General features: G+C 41.9%; 18 protein-coding genes, 4 tRNA genes and 1 pseudogene. 9 read left to right on the forward strand and 14 right to left on the reverse strand.

The genetic code is table 11. From position 1 onward, the window contains the following. Positions 1 to 117 precede the first annotated feature (117 nt). The 4 genes from PHF79_01470 to PHF79_01485 all read right to left on the reverse strand — a co-directional run bounded on the left by PHF79_01470 (position 118) and on the right by PHF79_01485 (position 4,727). Positions 118 to 1,017, reverse strand: coding sequence for an rRNA adenine dimethyltransferase family protein (locus tag PHF79_01470; GenBank protein ID MDD5318476.1), 900 nt, complete (start codon positions 1,015 to 1,017; stop codon positions 118 to 120). A 41-nt stretch (positions 1,018 to 1,058) separates the two neighbouring features. Further along, on the reverse strand, positions 1,059 to 1,322 hold the full coding sequence (locus tag PHF79_01475) for a type II toxin-antitoxin system mRNA interferase toxin, RelE/StbE family (GenBank protein MDD5318477.1): 264 nt from the start codon (positions 1,320 to 1,322) through the stop codon (positions 1,059 to 1,061). 3 nt (positions 1,323 to 1,325) lie between these two features. Beyond that, a complete protein-coding gene (locus PHF79_01480) occupies positions 1,326 to 1,541 on the reverse strand; it encodes a ribbon-helix-helix domain-containing protein (GenBank protein MDD5318478.1) in 216 nt (71 codons plus the stop codon). Between the two features lie 117 nt (positions 1,542 to 1,658). After that, the gene (locus PHF79_01485) at positions 1,659 to 4,727 is read right to left on the reverse strand and encodes a UvrD-helicase domain-containing protein (GenBank protein ID MDD5318479.1); all 3,069 of its coding nucleotides are present in this window, start codon (positions 4,725 to 4,727) and stop codon (positions 1,659 to 1,661) included. Positions 4,728 to 4,921: 194 nt separating this feature from the next. On the opposite strand from PHF79_01485, the gene PHF79_01490 reads away from it, so the two are divergent. Next, a complete protein-coding gene (locus PHF79_01490) occupies positions 4,922 to 6,070 on the forward strand; it encodes a peptidoglycan DD-metalloendopeptidase family protein (GenBank protein ID MDD5318480.1) in 1,149 nt (382 codons plus the stop codon). A gap of 7 nt (positions 6,071 to 6,077) precedes the next feature. On the opposite strand, the gene PHF79_01495 is transcribed toward PHF79_01490, so the two are convergent. The 5 genes and pseudogenes from PHF79_01495 to rpsO all read right to left on the reverse strand — a co-directional run bounded on the left by PHF79_01495 (position 6,078) and on the right by rpsO (position 10,164). Further along, positions 6,078 to 7,625 carry a YifB family Mg chelatase-like AAA ATPase gene (locus tag PHF79_01495; GenBank protein ID MDD5318481.1) on the reverse strand — a complete coding sequence of 516 codons (1,548 nt, stop codon included), beginning with the start codon at positions 7,623 to 7,625 and terminating at the stop codon, positions 6,078 to 6,080. A 44-nt stretch (positions 7,626 to 7,669) separates the two neighbouring features. After that, positions 7,670 to 8,035, reverse strand: a complete 366-nt coding sequence (locus tag PHF79_01500) for a TraR/DksA C4-type zinc finger protein (protein MDD5318482.1) — start codon at positions 8,033 to 8,035, stop codon at positions 7,670 to 7,672. Between the two features lie 40 nt (positions 8,036 to 8,075). Next, positions 8,076 to 9,065 (reverse strand): hypothetical protein, encoded by a 990-nt coding sequence (locus PHF79_01505; protein ID MDD5318483.1) that lies wholly within the window; start codon positions 9,063 to 9,065, stop codon positions 8,076 to 8,078. Positions 9,066 to 9,248: 183 nt separating this feature from the next. Further along, positions 9,249 to 9,746, reverse strand: a pseudogene (locus tag PHF79_01510) (NYN domain-containing protein). Between the two features lie 145 nt (positions 9,747 to 9,891). Then, complete coding sequence (gene rpsO / locus PHF79_01515) at positions 9,892 to 10,164, reverse strand: 30S ribosomal protein S15 (GenBank protein ID MDD5318484.1); 273 nt, start codon at positions 10,162 to 10,164, stop codon at positions 9,892 to 9,894. 97 nt (positions 10,165 to 10,261) lie between these two features. Here rpsO and PHF79_01520 point away from each other — a divergent pair, with 97 nt between their 5' ends. After that, a complete protein-coding gene (locus tag PHF79_01520) occupies positions 10,262 to 11,236 on the forward strand; it encodes a tyrosine-type recombinase/integrase (protein MDD5318485.1) in 975 nt (324 codons plus the stop codon). Between the two features lie 98 nt (positions 11,237 to 11,334). Here PHF79_01520 and PHF79_01525 read toward each other — a convergent pair whose 3' ends face one another. Continuing rightward, positions 11,335 to 11,793 carry a hypothetical protein gene (locus PHF79_01525; protein ID MDD5318486.1) on the reverse strand — a complete coding sequence of 153 codons (459 nt, stop codon included), beginning with the start codon at positions 11,791 to 11,793 and terminating at the stop codon, positions 11,335 to 11,337. A 71-nt stretch (positions 11,794 to 11,864) separates the two neighbouring features. On the opposite strand from PHF79_01525, the gene PHF79_01530 reads away from it, so the two are divergent. Next, a complete protein-coding gene (locus PHF79_01530) occupies positions 11,865 to 12,698 on the forward strand; it encodes an exodeoxyribonuclease III (GenBank protein ID MDD5318487.1) in 834 nt (277 codons plus the stop codon). A 372-nt stretch (positions 12,699 to 13,070) separates the two neighbouring features. On the opposite strand, the gene PHF79_01535 is transcribed toward PHF79_01530, so the two are convergent. Further along, positions 13,071 to 14,558, reverse strand: coding sequence for a CCA tRNA nucleotidyltransferase (locus tag PHF79_01535; protein ID MDD5318488.1), 1,488 nt, complete (start codon positions 14,556 to 14,558; stop codon positions 13,071 to 13,073). Between the two features lie 59 nt (positions 14,559 to 14,617). Here PHF79_01535 and PHF79_01540 point away from each other — a divergent pair. The 5 genes from PHF79_01540 to PHF79_01560 all read left to right on the forward strand — a co-directional run bounded on the left by PHF79_01540 (position 14,618) and on the right by PHF79_01560 (position 16,257). After that, positions 14,618 to 14,694 (forward strand) — tRNA-Arg (locus PHF79_01540). A 100-nt stretch (positions 14,695 to 14,794) separates the two neighbouring features. Next, positions 14,795 to 14,865: transfer RNA gene (locus PHF79_01545), tRNA-Gly, on the forward strand. 384 nt (positions 14,866 to 15,249) lie between these two features. Beyond that, positions 15,250 to 15,681, forward strand: coding sequence for a YraN family protein (locus PHF79_01550; protein MDD5318489.1), 432 nt, complete (start codon positions 15,250 to 15,252; stop codon positions 15,679 to 15,681). A gap of 108 nt (positions 15,682 to 15,789) precedes the next feature. Continuing rightward, a tRNA-Pro gene (locus PHF79_01555) sits at positions 15,790 to 15,862 on the forward strand. 44 nt (positions 15,863 to 15,906) lie between these two features. Beyond that, positions 15,907 to 16,257 carry an RNHCP domain-containing protein gene (locus PHF79_01560; protein MDD5318490.1) on the forward strand — a complete coding sequence of 117 codons (351 nt, stop codon included), beginning with the start codon at positions 15,907 to 15,909 and terminating at the stop codon, positions 16,255 to 16,257. Here the strand turns inward: PHF79_01560 and PHF79_01565 are convergent. Next, positions 16,247 to 17,443, reverse strand: coding sequence for a serine protease (locus PHF79_01565; protein MDD5318491.1), 1,197 nt, complete (start codon positions 17,441 to 17,443; stop codon positions 16,247 to 16,249). The two genes, PHF79_01560 and PHF79_01565, sit on opposite strands and share 11 nt — an antisense overlap. A gap of 104 nt (positions 17,444 to 17,547) precedes the next feature. On the opposite strand from PHF79_01565, the gene PHF79_01570 reads away from it, so the two are divergent. Next, positions 17,548 to 17,618: transfer RNA gene (locus PHF79_01570), tRNA-Gly, on the forward strand. A 139-nt stretch (positions 17,619 to 17,757) separates the two neighbouring features. Here PHF79_01570 and PHF79_01575 read toward each other — a convergent pair. Beyond that, on the reverse strand, positions 17,758 to 18,045 hold the full coding sequence (locus PHF79_01575; GenBank protein MDD5318492.1) for an HU family DNA-binding protein: 288 nt from the start codon (positions 18,043 to 18,045) through the stop codon (positions 17,758 to 17,760). 63 nt (positions 18,046 to 18,108) lie between these two features. Next, the gene (locus PHF79_01580) at positions 18,109 to 18,942 is read right to left on the reverse strand and encodes an HDIG domain-containing protein (GenBank protein ID MDD5318493.1); all 834 of its coding nucleotides are present in this window, start codon (positions 18,940 to 18,942) and stop codon (positions 18,109 to 18,111) included. Positions 18,943 to 19,078 lie beyond the last annotated feature (136 nt).

Here is a 19,078-nt window from a genome sequence, read left to right on the forward strand (position 1 = left end):
TACAACACTTTAGGCAAAGCTGCTCGTATGGGGATGTGTCAGACAATAGAATCAGAATGTGAGTCTATGTCTCAGGCTGATTATGATCTAGGCAATCCATTTGCCAGTCTGGGGACATCAGGCCTCCCTCGATCTTCTGGTATATAGTCGTGTCAGATTCCTCCACTGTTCAAGTGTCACATCTTCCGCTCTGATTTTTGTGTCCAATTTTATTTCCTCAAATATTTTGACAGTGTCTGAAGGGTTCAATCCTATTTTTTTAAAAAATGGATTGATGTTGCCTAGCAACATCTTGCGTTTGTGGGCAAAACCCGCGTGAATCAGCTCAAAAAAAAGTTCTTCAGAAATATCTTTGAAAAAATTTTTGGAAATTTTATCGATCTTAAGAACGGCCGAATCAACATTTGGTTTTGGAAAAAAAGCCCCAGCCTTGACGGTCCGGACATAGCTAGGCACACCGTAGACTTTGACAGAAAGAGAAAGCAGGTTTTCTTTCTGCGCTGGGGGTTTACCGCTGCGACCCTGTTTGCTGGATTTTGAGCCTGTGCCGCCCGTGCGACCTCCGACGATTCTTTCAGCCACTTCTTTTTGGACAAGGACCACAATAGAAGTCGGCTGATGGTCTCCAGATAAAAACATTCTCAAAATTTCACCTGTAATGTAATAAGGAATATTGGCAATTAGCTTGAAAGGTTTTTCAAAGAGCTTAGCCTTGCCTAAAATATTTTTTGCATCGGCTATATCCCCATGGATCAAGGACAGCTTATTCTTTCTTATTTCTTCTCCAAATTTTTCCCGGAGCTCATCGATAAGTCGGTCGTCTTTTTCTACGGCCACCACTTTACCTCCAGTGCCCGAGGAAACTTTATCAAGCAAAGCTTTAGTGAGCATGCCAGTCCCTGGTCCAATTTCCAGGATGGTATCCTCTGGCGAGACCTCCCCCGCTTCAACAATATCACGCACAATATCAGGTGATGTTAGAAAATTTTGCCCGAGGGATTTTTTTGGATGAGGCATGAGTTTGGTGGAATCTAAATGATAGTTAGGCTCTTTTTTTACTACTCATATATATCATGGTTTCCAATTGAATAAAACCAGACTTTGTGTCTATCTACAAATTTAAAAATAATCCGATGTGTGTGGTTGATAGAAAATACCCAAAAATCCTTCAAGGGGCCGCTTAGCTTGTGGGTCCGAAGGCTTGGTTCAAAAGGATTCTTTCTAAAAATCTCTTCCTTTGCTTCAGTCTTTTCTTGGATTTCTGTTGTTAACTTTTTATATTGTTTATCAAAGCGGGGTAGATAAATAATTTCTTTTATCATTAGCTAGCGTAGGTCCTTTAGAGATCTCAGCACCTTCCCTTTTCCTTGTTCGAAAAGTTTAGTATCTTTTTTGAGTTGTTCCGCGAGTCGGAGTGTGTTCCAGGAACGTATAACATGCCTAATAAACTCACTGGTAGAAGCAAAACCGCCATCACGAGCTTCTTGTTTGATGAACTTGGCCATTTCTTTGGGTAATGAGATGTTTATAATTGTGCGCATAATGTAATATATGTAGGTGACCTGTAATATTATGTAATACATTATATTACAACCGCACACATACGCGCAACTCCCCACTTTATAGCATACAGACATTAATAATCTTTCAAGAGAAGATCAAAAATCAATAAAAATCAGCTTAGCCCCAGTGGCCTTTTCCTGTGGCTCCAGGTAGGCTTCATCTACATCAGCGATAAACTCTGACGGCATGGTCACCTGCCGGCTCCCAAAGATAGTGCGCGCATTGGCATAAGAAAGATAAATCTTTTTACGAGCGCGGGTGAGAGCGACATAAAAAAGTCGTCGTTCTTCTTCCTCATCCTCAGCCCGCACTGGTGCTGACCCTTGGTCACTTCGGCTTCCCGCCCTCTCGTGAGGGAAAAGACCAGCCTCAAGTCCTGTAATAAAAACATAATCGAACTCAAGCCCTTTAGAGCTGTGAACAGTCATTAGTTTGACGGCACTGGTCGGCACCTCCAAGTTGTCCTGATCACTCTGAAGGGCAGCGTCTTTCAGCAGCTCTTCGATACCTAAGCCGTCAGTCATATGATCATATTTGAGAGCGAGCGTCGCGAGCTCTCGCAGGTTTTCCAATTTTTCTTGGTCTTCCTCTTTGCCATGGCGATACATGTTCTCCAAACCACTTTCAGCCAGCATTTTTTTGACGACCACCGAAGGACGTTCTTTAAAAATATTTTCCCGAATACGCTGAAGCATTAGTCTAAAGTTGTGGATTTTTTCACGCGTGGCTTGAGGAAGCTGGTGTTCATTTCCTTCAAAAATTTTTAAAATAGTCACTTTCCCTATTCCCCTAACCGGCACGTTGATGATACGTTTTATATCAGAGAGAGAATCCTCGTTTAAAGCAAGTCGCAAATATGAAAGAGCGTCTTTGATTTCTTTTCGCTCAAAAAAGCGCGTGCCCAGCATCTGGTATGGAATATTTTTGGATAAGAAAGCATCCTCAAGCGCGCGTGACTGAAAATTGGCTCTATACAAAACGGCGATTTCCTCAGGCAGGACGCCATTTTCTATCAGTTTACGGGCAGTATTGGCCACAAAGTTGGCCTCATCCGCTTCATCAAAACCACAGTACAGGCCTAGCGGTTCCCCTGTCGGGTTTTTGGTAAAAAGATTTTTTTCGCGGCGGTGGATATTTTTTTTAATGACATCGTTGGCCACCGACAAGATTGTCTGGGTCGAGCGATAATTTTCTTCGAGCAGGACTATAGTGGCATCAGGGTAATCCTCTTCAAAACGTAAAATATTTTTAATGTCAGCTCCTCGCCACCCGTAAATGCAATTGTGCACAGCAATGTCCCCCGCAATGTAGTTGTGAACATTTTCAATATCAAGATCATAAACGGGACCATCGTAGTATTTTTTTTCGACACTCACGATATCGTCCTCTTTTATTTTTTCATTTTCACAAATAGCTACTTTCATGGCGGTGTTTAAATGAGAAGCGGGTTGAAAAAACCAACGTTCTCCTTTGGTAATCAAGGCACTTTTTATAAGAGTTACATTGTCCACTTTCGAAGTAATGGCTGTAGCTAATTTTTCAGCTTCGGCATAATCCAATCTGGCCATTTCTAAACGCCAATCATTTTTTTTTCCTTTTCTCACATTTAAACCCATGGTGAGGATTTTTTCTTTTAAGACCTTGTTGTTTGTGTTTATTGAAACTCGACTCAAGCCCCATGGATGAAGATTACTTTTTCGGCCATCGCTAAACATGGTGAGGCGAATATTTATTCGATCGTGGAGGCCGTTGCTACCGATTGTTCCTTGCGGAAAATGGTGAGGAAAATCAAAAACCAAGCCCAAATCTTCGAAAACCTTTTTTACCCTTTCTCGGGTATCAATTTTTTTAAAGAGGATATCAATCTGATTTTGAGTGAGTATCATGTTGCGGCCTATACCATGGAAAGCAATCAAAGGTATACCGTAGTGTGTCGAGAAATAGTATTCCCAATAATGTGTTTCCTGTAGGTTCTCACATACTTTTAATATCCACATTCTGTCTGCGTGTTCTTGGTTGCACCTGACAATAAGACCCGTTTGAGTTTTTTGGCGTGCATTTCTGGCCCCCTTTGTGATACCTATGCGAAAACCCATTGATTTTTTATACATCAAATATACATAAAATATATTGGGATTTAGGGATAATTTTGAAAAAATGATATGGTTTGGTGTAAGCGACAAGGTCTTTCCACTTTTTGTTTTTATTTCGATTACTTCTCCTTTGAATTTTTTTTTCTTTACCCTTTTAATTTTAACGCTACAGGTCTCTCCTCCACCTGAAGCAGAGATTACCTCTCCTTTGCTTTTTAAATCACTGATTTTTTTGTATCCTGTCGGTGTAGATATTTTTGTCGATGGAAGAAGACATTGGTCGGTATCTCCAACTACAGCTAGATTTTTACTCTTTTGTGAAAGCAATTTTACAATAGTGTATTGAACAGTGTTTGTGTCCTGGTATTCATCCACATGAATGTATTGCCAGACACTTTGATAGTGCTCGCGCACCGCTTTGTCTTTTTCCAACAGCCGCGCCGTCTTGAAAAGTAAGTCATCAAAGTCGAGGGCTTTTTCCTTGGCCACAATAGCGTCATACTCTCTCCACACCTTGGCCACGATTTCTCCAAAATAATCTCCCTGTTTTTTGGCTTCATACTCTGACTGGGAAACAAAATCTCCTTTTTCTCGGGAAATAACAGAGAGGATTTTGGCTGGTTCGTATTGTTTTGGGTCAATGCCAACTTTTTCCAGAGCTTCTTTGACAGCTCGTTTTGAATCAGCCCGATCATAGATGCTAAAATGTCGAGTCAAACCGATTTTTGAGGCATTTTCTTTTAAAATATGCACCCCTAAAGAGTGAAAAGTGGAGACAAAGGGTTTTTCGCCAATGAGACTAGCTCCAGAAATAGGCATGTTTAAAGCAGGGTCAGTTTCTAGGAGGCGTTCGACTCGTTCTCGCATCTCCTTGGCCGCTTTGTTGGTAAAGGTAATAGCCAAGATCTGTGAAGGTCGGATCCCTTGATGGATCAGGTTTAAGATGCGATGGGTCAAGGTTTTTGTCTTACCAGCCCCCGCTCCGGCCAAGATAAGGAGAGGCCCTTGAGAGTGGCTAGCCGCTTTTAGCTGTTCAGGATTAAGGCCTTTTAGGTGCAATTTGCTGTCCATTTCCTTACTATAACATGCCAAAAGTTATCCCCATGCGATTTTTGATAAGGTTGACATTACCCCGCCTAGGGCATACCATTAAACTATACAGACATACAGGATGACCGTGGCTCAACAGAGCCATTTTAGCTCAGAAAAGCCGAAAAACCCTTAATTTTAAACTTATTTTATACTCCTCCAAAGAAGACCCTAAAATGACCAAAAAAAGAGCTTTTTCATCGAAAAGGTTTGTTTTGTCTGGTCTTATTTTTACCTTTTTTGTGACCTTGGCTGTCTTTGGAACAATGCCTTCTCAAGCTGACGCAGGCATTTTTTCTTTTATGAGTAATCTTTTTGCCGACAATGGTGCCATCAATCAAACTCTCCAGACAGCCGCAGTCTCAGAAGCCGTCATTGATGCATCCAACACGCAAAAAATGCCCATTTTACAAGCTGCGGTAAACTCAGACCCCAACCCCTCAAAAGAAAAAGCTGACTTGAATATTGTGGGAGGGCAGGCTTTAGTGAGTGAAACTGGTCCAGTGGGAAGTGTAGCTGACGTCCAGGCCGAAGAAGTGAAACAATATTCAGATAGGATTAGTGTTTATGTTGTCCACGATGGAGACACCATAAAACAAATTGCGGACATGTTTAACGTTTCCCAAAACACTATTTTGTGGGCCAACAATCTTAAATCAAAAAGTGACATTAAGACCGGTATGACGTTGGTCATCCTCCCAATTTCTGGAGTCAAATATATAGTCAAGAAAGGAGATACTCTCAAGAGCATTGCGGCAGCTTACAAAGGAAATATTGACGATATTTCCACTTATAATAACCTAGAAGATAATGCGCAGTTGGCTGTCGGAGATGAAATCATTATTCCGGATGGAGAAGTTTCTGAGGTTTCCTCAAGCTCTAGTAGTTCATCAAGCAAAACTCCAGTGACCACCAGCCCATCAATTTCAAAGAAGGGTTTTGCTCCAGCTTCGGACGGGACTAGTCACATGACCGACCCTTCGGGATACTTTATAAGACCGATTAGAGGAGGTGTCCGTACGCAAGGTCTGCATGGTCACAACGGTGTCGATTTGGCTAGTTCTTATGGAGCAAGTATTCTCGCAGCAGCCAGTGGACAGGTCATTGTGGCTCGATCGGGCGGTTGGAACGGTGGCTATGGAACCTACGTGGTTATCAGTCACGACAATGGTATGCAAACACTCTACGGCCACCTCAGTTCTCTTAATGTCACCGTTGGTCAGCATGTTTCCCAAGGTCAGGTCATCGGAGGAATGGGGGCCACAGGAGAAGCCACCGGTGTCCATCTACACTTTGAAGTTCGAGGAGGAGTCAACCCATTCTAAATTATTTCTATAAATTACACCTGTAGCCGAGGGCTTCTAGTACGTGCTTCGTTTCTATCTCACATTTTAAATCTTTTTTGTTTCTTTGGTCTAAGGCAGATATAGTTTCTGCCACTCGTTTAATTTTTTCATACCCTCGCGCGGAAATATTTAGTTCCTGAGCGGCTTTTTTAAGGACAGCTTTTGATTCCTTCAACCATATAAATACAGCATTTTTTAGAATTTCTCTGGCATTCTCGACACGTTGACGGACATCGATACTCTTTTCTAAAGATGACTTATTGGTTTCCAGTAATTCATAATCCACTGTCGTAACCTCAATCCATAAATCAAAACGATCCTGCAAGGGTTTAGAAAGTTTGTTTTTGTAAAGGTTGATTTGTCTGGCGTCGCAAGTGCAGTCTTGGCGAGTGCTGCCTCTGTTGCCGCAAGGGCATGGATTAAAAGCGGCGACGGCTAAACAATCCGCCGGAAAAATAATACTTTCCTTGGTTCGAGCGATAACCACCTGTTTTTCTTGCAACGGTTGGCGAAGAGACTCGAGAGTTCGTCTGTCGAACTCCATTAGTTCATCAAAAAATATTATTCCTCGATGGGCACGAGTAATCTCGCCTGCTCTCGGGGTGGGTCCTCCTCCGATGACTGCCGTGTACGAGCTAGTGTGGTGTGGGGATTTAAAAGGAGGTGGATAATATTTTTTTGAAACCAATGCAAAGTTTAAGATATTTTTAGCATACGAAGGATCAATGGATGCGACTTCCAGCATTTCAGAATGAGAAAGAGAAGGCATTATGCCAGATAATGATTTGGCCAACATGCTTTTTCCGCTTCCTGCTGGGCCATACAGGATAATATGATGTCTCCCGGCGGCGGCTATTTCGAGGGCCCTTTTGGCTTGAGGGTGTCCTGCGATATCAGAAAAATCCACCAAAACACCGAAGTCAGATGGTTTTGCTTTTGATGTAGGAATAGTTTTCGGCTTAGGTAGCTCACCCGTTGTCGTCTGGCTCTGAATGTTTTTTATTCCCTGAATAAAATTGATGGCTTCATTTAGACTTTCAACTGGTATAATCTCCTCAATGTTTGTTAGCCTTGCTTCCTTTTCATTTTCCTTTGGAAGGATTATTTTTTCAAACCCTGCTTGGTGGGCCGCAATCACAAGCGGAATGATATTTTCTAGGGGGCGAATTTTCCCATCCAGGGTGAGCTCTCCCAGAAAGAGCGAAGTTTTATGGTCGTAACTGCTTGTTTTACTAGGTAAATCTCCTCGGGCTATCAAATAGCCTAAGGCAATGGATAAATCAAAAGCGGGCCCTTCTTTTTTGAGATGAGCTGGGGCGAGAGAGACAACCACTTTATGATTTTCTTGTTTTGGCGGCTTAAAGCCACTGTTTTTTATGGCTGAAGAGATCCGATCTCGGCTTTCTTCGACTGCTTTGTCGGGTAGACCAACAATGGAAAAGTGGTGAAGGCCACGAGAGATGTCTACTTCAACACTGATAATGCTAGCATTGAGCGCATTTGTCTGCGCGCTGTATAATTTTGAAAAATGCACATTTTATAAATATAATGTGCCACTTCTAGTCTCTAATTTTCAGATTAGAGATCTTTGAGATGAGCTTTGCAGGTACGGGCTGAAGGGTTGGCTTCAAGGCGGTCAGCCTCAATTGGCTGGTGACATATTTCACATGAGCCATAAGCCCCTTTTTTGATTTTTTCGAGAGCCTTTTCAACTTCATGAAGCTGTTTTTCGAGTTGTCCAACTACGGCGGTATTTTCTTCTAGTGTTTCTAAAGAATCAGCTACTTCGCTACGGTCTCCCGGGATAGGATCCTCATCCCCTTTTCTGGCATTCCAGCCGTCTATGTTTTTAGGATCTTCCTGGCCGACGCTTTTAAGCTCTGTCTCAAGAGTGGCAAGTTCCTTTTCTAATTTTTCTTTAAAGTGTGAGGTGTCGTTTGTCATTGGCATATTGTAACAGACTAAAGAAAGAGTGCAATCTTGGCTATCTCGATATCTGGGTGGAAGTCATGCGGGCCAGGACTTCTTTTAGAGTTTCCTGGTCTGAAGCGATGATTAAGGTCGAGCGATCGATGAAAGTATAAAAATAATGAACAATCCCTTGGCTGTCAGTCAGAGCTCGGGCATCAAGGTTGAGAATGATCTTGTCTGTAAATAATTTGTTTGGAGCGGTGGGATTGTTTGTGTGGTCAAAAAGTCTGCCAATGTCAGTATCCATACTGTTTTCCCAGGCGAGCATACCCGCATAAGCGTTTTCATAAGAATCAATTTTGAGAATGATGAAATTTCCAACAGGTTTATATGAATAAATGCCATAGTAAAAATCAGGATTTAATGAACGTAAAAATTCTGGAGTGACTCTGGCTTTGAGAATGTTCAAAAAATCTGCCGACGACGCTATAGAGGTCGTCGTTCCCTGAGTCTCGGTAAACCTAAGTTCTTCGATAGACCCCAAGGACATGAAAGTGTTACGTTCAGCCTCAAGTTTGTTGACCAAGCTTATCGAGTCTGTATCATTTAGGGATGTTTGTTTTTGAGTATCGGTGTAAAAAAGATGTGAAGTGTTTTGAGGCTGGAAATTTTGGACTGGTTGGTGGGCCCGATAATAAACATATCCTGCCGTGGCCAACCCTCCTACAATGAGCAGAACGCTGACAAGAACAATGGCCAAATTTAATTTAAAACCTTGAGAGACTGTTATTTCTTGATTGGTTCTGTTCTCCTCACGTTTTTTTTCTGCAATGGCCATTTTGACCATGGAAACATTATCTTTTTTTATAGCCTCGGCTACGTCGCTTTGATAGGTGCGTAGAGGTTTTATTTCTAAATCCTTATTTTTTTTGGTGTACTCAGCAATAGCCTCTGCATAGCCAGGGCTTTTTGCTTTTTCTTCAGATCTTCCAGATTGTGAAGGCTGATCCTGGTTCAACAAATCCGCCACGCTTGGTTTTTTTGGAATAAAATCGTTTTCCATTTATTTTAGAAATGTTCTAAAAAACTAGACACTTTTTTCATCCAGGGTATCTTCCCCAGCGGTTGAATCCTCAGGTATATAGGATCTAGGGATACGTTCTGACTGGTCTTCGGTATGTTTACCCCTGACATGTCGACCACTTGGGGTTCGATTTACGGGACTTCTGCTTCCCTGGTAATTCATCAAATATTTTCGAGGATTTTCGCACATATCAATAAAATCATCAGCTACCTCCTTGAGTTTTCCCGAAGAAGACTTGCCAAAAGAAATAACTTCCACCTGGCAACCCTCGTTCATTTGAAGATATTCTACAAGTGGAATAAAATCCCCGTCCCCGGAGGCTATAATAACAGTATCAAGTTTCGGTGCAATTTTGATGGCGTCTACAGCAAGTCCGACATCCCAGTCTGCTTTTTTAGCGCCACCGAGGAAAATTTGAAGGTTTTTGGTTTTTGTTTCGATGCCAAGCTTTTCTAGGGCTTCAAAAAAGGTCTTTTCATCACCACTTTCTGTGGTGATGACATAAGCCACTGCGCGGATGAGAGCTCTGCCGGCTAGGGACTCTTTCATGATAGCTCCAAAGTTGACTCGGGCATGGTAGAGGTTTTTTGCACTATGGTAAAGGTTTTGAGTGTCAATAAAGATCCCCACTCGCTGTTCTTTGTGTTTAATAACGGTCATAAAATAAATTTAAAATAATAATAAAAAATGAATAAAATTCTGAGCTACTAATAACTAAAATATAAAAAAATAAAGGGCCACCCTCTAATCATAGTCTACTTTTGTTTAAAACCAAAGTTTTGCCAAACCTCCCCAAAGAGGTCTTTTATTTAGCCTTCTTCAGATCAAGCTTCTTAATCAAAGTTTCGTAGCGTTTTAGGCTCTTTTTTTGAAGATATTTGAGATGTGATTGCCGATCAGCCACTAATTGGAGTAGTCCACGGCGAGAGTGGTTGTCTTTTTGATGTTTTTTGAGGTGCTTAGCAAGCTCTTCAATACGCTTTGTAATCAAAGAAACCTGCACTTCTGGAGAGCCAGTGTCTGTAGCGTGGACTTTGACGTCTTTGATGATTTTCTGCTTTTTTGTCTTTGTTAACATATTGAAAGTACGATAGCATAAAAGGCGTATTTTTGCAACCTTTTAAGAGGTAAACAGCTTCACCAGACAAAATAAGGCGTGTTATACTGTACCTATAATGTCGCACAATAAATCCAACCCAAAGTTAGAGATTTTTGACCTGAAAAGGCGCTTTTTGGAACATTTGGAGATAGAAAAGGGTCGCAGTCTCAAGACGATTGAAAATTATGACCGTTATCTGACTCGTTTTTTGGAATATACAAAACTTTCTTCCCCTGCTGAAATTACTGAAGAAGTGGTTCGGCAATACCGGCTTTGGCTCAACAGAACAGAAACTTTAAAGAAAAGAACCCAAAACTATTACCTTATTGCCCTGCGATCTTTTTTGAGATATTTAATCAGGCGGGAAATCAAAACTCTTCCTCCCGACCGTATTGAACTTGCTAAAATTCCTGAAAGATCAATTGACACGGTCACTCACGTAGAGCTTGAGAGGCTTTTATCTGCCCCAGACGGAAGTGACGTCAAAAATCTTAGGGATAGAGCCATTTTGGAGCTATTTTTTTCCACAGGCTTGCGTGTCTCAGAGCTGTGTTCTCTGTCGCGTGATCTAGACCTGACGCGGGATGAGTTTTCTATTAGAGGCAAGGGTGAAAAAGTTCGAGTAGTTTTTATCTCTGAAACAGCCCGCCAAGCCATCAAGGCCTACCTATCAAAGCGGACAGACATGGACGGTGCTTTATTTGTGCATCTGGCAGGTAAAGGGAAAAGCGATGAAAAAAAATCGGAAAAATCAGAAAAAGTTCAATCACTCGATCATGAATCAGACCGTCGTCTGACTCCCCGCTCGATCGAGCGTCTGGTAAAGTATTATGCGACTAAAGCTGGCATATCGAAAAAAGTGACACCTCACGGTTTGAGGCATAGTTTTGCTACGGACCTTCTTTCTAATGGGGCCGACTTGCGTTCTGTCCAGATGCTTCTAGGCCATGCCAACATTACCACCACTCAAATTTATACCCACGTCACAGATAGCCACTTGAGAGACATTCATAGGAATTTTCATAATAAAAAGCCTGAAAATAAGGGTTAAATTAGCTTAATGAAAATAAAAAAGGGCTTGATCTGAGAGTGTTTGGAAGAACACAACAGATCAAGCCCTTTGGGGGTGTTTAAGCGGGGTTGGGGGTTTTAGGCCGCCATACCCAGCTCCTCTGGGGATATTTTCATGACAGCTTGCTCACTTTGCCCGAGCAGCTTCGTGATTTTTTCAGCGTCCGATGCCGATGAGCTTTTGAATGCTTCGAGCACGTGCGGCGTCTTCGCGGCGAAGATGAGCATCTTAGACTTGTCCATTTCAAATGCCATCCCGTCACAGTACTGCTGCATGAGGTCACGCTTGACCTTGTTTCCAAAAAGCGCCAGGAGCTCTTTTTGAACACGCAGCGGCTGGAAAGCCGAGGAGGTAACCGTCACCACTACCCGTGGCTCACGGTTTTCTTTCTCAGCCTCCTCAATTTCGAGGCCAGCATCTCTGAGAAGCTGATCCCTGATCTCCTCGATCAGGTTCATGCCGTCTCGGAACTCCTTGCCCAAGGCTTTGACTAATTCACTTTTTTTGGGTTTTTCCGTCGCTGATATCTTATACATGGTATGAACAATCTGCCAGGAATCCTAGCATGGTCGGATAAAAAATCAAGAGCTATGATATATTTAAGGATATGAATATTGGTAATCCTGGAACAAAATTTAACTTCAAAAAACTACGTATTTTATGTTGGAATGTAAACGGGATTCGCGCTTGGCATAAAAAGGGCCACCTTGAGTGGCTGCTAAAAGAGTCCCCAGACATTTTTTGTGTTCAGGAAACAAAAGCTCACCCTGAACAATTACCCGAAGAACTTCGCAACCCAGACGGATATCACAGCTACTTTGACCACTCAAAAGGCCGAAAAGGATACAGCGGTGTGGCTATTTTTACCAAGATTAAGCCAGATTCAGTCGCCTACGGTATAGGAGTGGAAGAACTGGATCAAGAAGGGAGATTTCTAGGCCTATTTTTTGGAAAGCTAGTCATTATCACAACCTACTTCCCTAACGGAGGCGGTGGACCAGCAAGATTGGATTTCAAGCTGCGTTTTTATGATGCCTTTTTAGATTATGTTCAAAAATTGAGGAAAAAGGGTTACTCGATTGTCTTTTGTGGAGACATAAATACTGCACATGCAGAAATTGATTTGGCCCGTCCAAAAGAAAACGTGGACAACACCGGTTTTTTACCCATCGAGAGAGCTTGGCTTGATCGTGTAGTAAAAGCGGGGTATGTAGATACTTATAGACATTTCAATCCTATTAAAACAGGGGCCTACACATATTGGGACATGAAGACTTTTGCCCGAGATCGCAATGTGGGCTGGAGAATAGACTATTTTTTTACCAGTCCAGATATTCTTGGGAAGGTAAAAAAGGCTTCGATCCTCGAGGATATCTACGGATCTGATCATTGTCCTATAGAATTAGTTTTAGATTTCAGTTCTAAAACAAAAGGGAACTAGGAGTAGAAAGTTATCCCCAGATGTCCTTTACGTGTCCTTTAGAAATGTTATACTGCTAGGCAGATGAGAGTTGCATCCCACTTTTGCAGCCAATGTTCTTTACAGTTCTTTAGTGAATGTAAAGTTTTGTGTGAGGTTCGGTGAAGGTTGATTTGATCTGTCCGGCGAAATTTGTTTCCACTTTTTTTAAAGCTTCTACCTGAAGCACTAACTTTTCGAAACAGTTCTTAGGGGCCATCTCGTCAATTCTTTACACTTTCACAAACTTCATTCGTCAGTAGGGCGAAGCCGCTTATGCAACATCATCTATAGTCGCATGGGCGGCTTTTTGTTTGGAAAAATTTGTTAAAATCCCTAGCGCATTTCTTGCAGCTATTCAATGTGATGTTTCTGGTGTATCTTTTTGAGTTCTATTTCTTCTATTTCTTCTTTCTTTTCTTTGCCCTTTTCGGAGAGTTTTTTTAGCTCAGTATCATCCAAAATAGCCAGCTTTTTAGCCATATTTTCTAGATATTCGGAGGTATTTAGGGCTGGTTTTTCGAGCACTTCTTCCAATAAAGCGTTTAATATGTATCCCACTTTAGGGCCTGGGTTTATTTTAGCCACCTCCATGATTCTTTTTCCATCAATTTTTAGCATGCCCACAGATACAGGGTCTCTCATAACCTCGTCAATCATGGCTTTATATTTTCTAAATCGGTAAGGATTTTCCTTCGGTCTCCCCGTCCCTATTCTGTCGCAGATGCGTAAGTTCATAAGATTCCAAATATTTTCTTGCCCAACGTTTCGGATCATTCGACGGACAGCGGTATGGGTTATTTTTTCCGTATCAGAAAAGAACATGTGCCAACGGACTAGGGTTGTTACTTGGTCAACAACTTTCTTTGGATATTTTAAACGCTCTAGGATTTTTCGAGTCATTTTTTCCCCTATGACTTCATGTCCGTAAAAAGTCCATTCTCCAGTTTCAGGAGACTTGCGGCGACTTTTAGGTTTGCCAATGTCATGAAACAAAGCTGCAAGACGTATCTCTAAAGGCCACTTTTTGTCCGATGCATGTTGAAGGCTGCGCAAGAGATGTTCCCAAACAGCGAAAGCGTGAGCCTGATTTTGTTCTACACCTATAGATTCCTCAAGTTCTGGAACAATGTATCTCAAAATACCTAGTTTTTGGGCCATTATGATGCCAATCATGGGTTCATCAGACATAATTATCTTGCTAAATTCATCTCGAATACGCTCAAAAGCTATGTTTTGAATAAGTTTCACGTTTAACATCAAGGCATCAGCGGTCTCTTTGTTAATCGTGAAACCTAATTCAGCCAAAAAACGGACTGCTCGAAGCATTCTTAGGGCGTCTTCACTAAACCTTTCGTTTCCATCCCCTACACAACGTATGATGTGATCCCTAATGTCCTTTTGTCCGTTATATAGGTCAACGATCCTACTCGCCTTGCCGTCCGAACCCTCATCTAGGGCTAAAGCATTTATGGTGAAGTCTCGACGTTTCAAGTCATCTTCTAGATTTTGGCTAAAAGAAACTTTGTCTGGATGGCGAAAGTCACTATAGACTGTCTCAAGTCGGTACGGGGTAACCTCCACTATTTCCAAAGACGGATCCTCTGCCATTTCTGTCACTACACCAACTGTGCCAAATGAATTTTCATAAAATGTTTTAGGAAAAAGAGAGATTATTTGTTCAGGTGTGGCGTTGGTAGTCACATCCCAATCTTTTGGTTTTTTACCTAAAATGAGATCTCGAACACATCCCCCCACCAAAAACGCCTCAAAACCTGCGTTTTTTAGGGTTTTGGTTATTTGTGAAACACCATCGGGGATTTCGAATAAAGATAGGGACATTTGCTCCATTCTAGTATATCTTTTGATATTTAGCCATTTCAATGTATGATATGAGCCATGCGCCTGTAGCTCAATTGGATAGAGCACTTGTCTTCGGAACAAGGGGTTGTGGGTTCAAGTCCTGCCAGGCGCACCACATCAAGTACAGACCGGTTTTAGTGGAGGTGTCTTGCAAGCTGGGATTACGCCAAAATTGTATTAAATTAAATCTTCGTGTAGAATAATCAGCGTAATTTGCGGGTATGGTTTAGTGGTAGAACACATCCTTGCCAAGGATGAGACGGGAGTTCGATTCTCCCTACCCGCACAATAGGACCGTAACGCGTCTTTTAGATCTTAGTAAAATCCTCTATCAGCAACTAAATTTGCAACTACGATTCTTAGCCATTTTTTTACTCTACCTGTGGATAACCTGGTGGATATGTGTATAAAAGACAATGTCTTTTGGGTGTAAATTTGACTTTAATTTTTTGACTTTTTGTATAATATAGGCTTATAAATATGGCTATTTTTGAAATAAGACATAGAAAAAAAACATATTTTATGTTCCAATATATTATGTTTCACGTGGCACACTTTTACGGCCATTTTTGCTTCAGGATTCCTAATTATAGGGAATAATTTTAAAGATTCATCATATTTTTAGGGGTTTTTTAATTTTCTATGCCTCATTTAGTGTAAGGTGTTTTTCATGAAACAAAATAAAAGAATATCAGGAGGCACCAAAAAGATGACAGACAAAAAGATTGTCGGGGTAAAGGGGGAGACTATCGCCTCCAATTTCTTGAAAAGAAAGGGTTTTGAAATTATAGAGAGAAACTATTTAAAAAAGTGTGGGGAAATTGACATTGTGGCAAAGCTTAAGAATGAAGAAACCCTCCATTTTGTTGAGGTTAAAACAGTTATTCGTGAAACACATGTTCAAAAGAGGGTGGATACTTTTAGGCCAGAGGAAAATGTCCACACACGAAAAAGACAAAGATTAAAAAGGACAATCGCCTATTTTTTGGCTGAGCACTTTGGTAAAAGGGAGGTGTCTTGGCAATTTGATGTCCTGGTGGTTTATTTAGACAGCTTTGAAAAATCAGCTAAAGCGGTGTTTATGAAAAATATTATTTTATAACTATCTGACATGACATCTGGGGCCATTTTATGGCCCTGGCTTTGTGTATTTGACATACCATGCTATGCTTAGTCGCACAGATTATTTTGAAGGTATTGGATATTTTTTCGGGGTGTGGTGTAACGGCTAACATTCCTGTTTTGGGAACAGGCGACTCCGGGTTCGAATCCCGGCACCCCGACATTTTGGTGTTTTTTCCTAAATTGAGTCAGAAAAACAAATAAGATGAAGAAATTCAAAAGCAAAAAGGAAGATTTTATATGTGAAAAATGTGGGATCAATGTGGTGGGTGATGGCTATACAAACCATTGTCCCGAATGTTTTTGGAGTAAACATGTTGACATTAACCCCGGAGATAGGGCCTCAGAGTGTAGCGGTTTGATGGAACTGGTCGCTGTCGAGGGGGGTGTCGCTGAATACATCTTGGTCCACAAATGTCTACTTTGTGATCACATAAAAAGAAATAAACTTTCAAAAAAAGATAACTTTTCTAACTTAGTAAAATTAGTAGAAAAATTGGCCCAAAAACAGGCAGATAAGGACAAGGGTATTGGAACTACTTTTGTTAAAAGTTAGTCAAGAGTAAACTTGCTAGCCCAGGCTCAGTCTGGTTTGCAAATGTGGTCTGGGCTGAAGAATTTTTGAGGTAGGCCTGCAGGTCTTGGCCGGTGTTTTTTATAAGTGAGTTGTTTATGTGGGCTAAAGTGATACCTTGGATGTAATTTTTGTTTGGATCAGTACTGCTCAATATGCTAGTGACGATGCCAACTAGTCCATCGACTGTAGCTATAGGACTACCGGAAAGTCCTATTTGTCCGATAGAACCTGGTTCAGTTTTTAGGATGGTGGAATCAAGAACAGAGCTTAGAGTAAGCTTTTCTTGAGTTTCGGGTAGGGAAGACATGAGGGATTGGATGCTTTGATTGTTTACAGGGTAGCCCATGATAGTGACAGCCTGTCCAGAAGAAGGTGTAAAATATTTTTCAAAACCAGTACTGGAGGCGGGGAGTGGGATAAACGAATATGGAGAGGACGAATTTTCTGACGAAAAAATATTTTTAGAGGAGTTGTTACTAAAAACTGAAAGAATGGCAAAATCATTTTCGCCAGTTTCAAGTCCTTGGCCGGGGTCGTTTAGATATTTATAATTTTGCTGGATCCATTCGGGTGAAACATAGATCAGAGAAGGGGAGGAAGATATGGTAACCGCAGGTGAACCCGTGCGGATTTTGCATTCGACAGCGCTGCCTGGAATCTTTCCTTCAAGTAATAGGTATTGACCAACGTGGGCATTTGTCAGGATGTGCCCGTCGGAATCAAGAAACACTCCGCTACCTGTAAAAGTGGCTACTACAGCGCTCGTTTTGCGTGTGCAGATGATGTTGACTGTGCTCTGGGCAACTTCTTCAAGAGGAGAGGTAAAAGTGGCGGCGACTGAGGAAGTCGAAATCCTTGATTCCGTATTTACCGTTGGATTTTTGTTCGTAGAGCTATCTGTGTTTTTTTGAGTTTTTGTTATTTTTTGGATTTTGGCAGGCACGCTGTTTTTTATCGTGGGGATAGCGTTTAGCTTGGTTGAGCTGGAGTTTTGATTTAATTTATCTTGGGTAGGACTTGATGTAGAAAAGCTTGATGCAGGGATTGGGGTGGGTGAATGGACTGCTGGTAAGCTTGTCTGGCCATGAAACAGGAGTCCAAATGAAAGAAAAAGATTGATGATAGCCTTGCCGATGATGGGGATAATGCTGTGGATTGAAGGCATATTAAGATGAGTTAGGTTGAGTTTATTAAAGCATATTATGTGGCAGTCTCCAATTGTTTTTAGGAGGTCAGTTTGCTATAGTAGTCGAGCTGGTGTATTTGTATGCGGGATTAGTTTAGTGGTAAAACGACAGTTTTCCAAACTGTGGTCGGGAGTTCGATTCCCCCATCCCGCACAAATTAAAATACTAGGTTTTATTTAATGTTTTTTAAATTTAATTCTGGAAACAAAAAACCCTCTCAGGTGAGAGGGTTTTTTGTAAGTGGGCGAATTGCGCTGAGCTTGGAGAGCCTGCGCATCGCTGGGGGCAAAACTTAACGAACTGCGTCTTTCAAAGCTTTAGCTGCGCGGAATTTTGGGACACGCATAGCGGCAACTTTGATAGCTTCACCAGTTCGAGGATTTCGAGCGGTGCGAGCAGCGCGCTGCTTTGCTGAAAAGATACCAAGACCTGCAATTGAAACTTCATCGCCTTTCTTTAGAGATGAGACGATGCTGTCAATAACTACATCCACAACCTGCTCTGCCTGTACTTTAGTACCGCCGAGGACGCCGTGAACTGCTTCTACAATACTTGCTTTATTCATAGTGTTTTTTTTAATGATTAATTCGACCACTACTAGCTTGGGTTCAATTATATAATAAGCCGTATATTACGCAATGGGCTATCTTGCGAAATCAATAGTGCGAGTTTCGCGGATGACAGTGATCTTTATTTCACCTGGATACTTGAGGTCATTTTCTATTTTCAGGGCTATATTACGGGCTAAATCGTGAGATTCGAGATCCGTGAGCTCAGACGGAGTAACAAAAACTCGAATCTCACGGCCAGCTTGCAAGGCGTAAGCCTTTTCAACTCCTTTGAAGCCGGTGGCGATAGCCTCAAGATCACCAAGACGTTTTAGATAGTTTTCTATATTATCATGACGAGCCCCTGGACGACCTCCAGAGATAGCATCGGCGGTCTGAACAATAATAGACTCTATAGTTTCATAGGGATATTCTTCATGATGAGCCTGCATCGCCTTGATGACATCTTCGCTAGCTCCAAATTTTTGTAGGATGCGGCGGCCAATATCGACATGAGTGCCCTGCACTTCATGATCAAGAGCCTTACCAATGTCATGTAGAAGGGCCCCTGCTTTGGCTACAAGCACATTGGCACCGAGCTCTTCAGCAATCATGCCAGCAATATGAGCCATTTCTACGGAATGATGAAGGACATTTTGGCCATAACTAGTCCGAAAATGTAGACGACCGAGGATAGAGACAATACGAGGGTCGAGGTTGAGCACTCCTGTCTCATAAACAGCTTGCTCACCTTTTTCCTTGATGATTTTATTGACGTTTGCTTTAGCGTTCTCCACTTCCTTTTCAATTTTGGCTGGCTGAATGCGGCCATCAGCTATAAGGGCTTCGAGGGCCACTCTAGCTACTTGGCGGCGAATAGGATCAAATGAAGAAATGGTGATAGAACCGGGGCTGTCATCTACGATCACCTCTACGCCCGTCTCCCTTTCGAAGGCTTGATGTTGCGTCCCTCCTTGCCAATGACTTTGCCTTTGATTTCATCAGAGGCAATCGGCACATGAGTCGTGAAGACATCAGCTGTGACAGCATTTGCAAGGCGCTGGA

This window comes from Candidatus Paceibacterota bacterium (genome assembly GCA_028714275.1).
Lineage (GTDB): Bacteria > Patescibacteriota > Minisyncoccia > Phycocordibacterales > CAINVO01 > CAINVO01.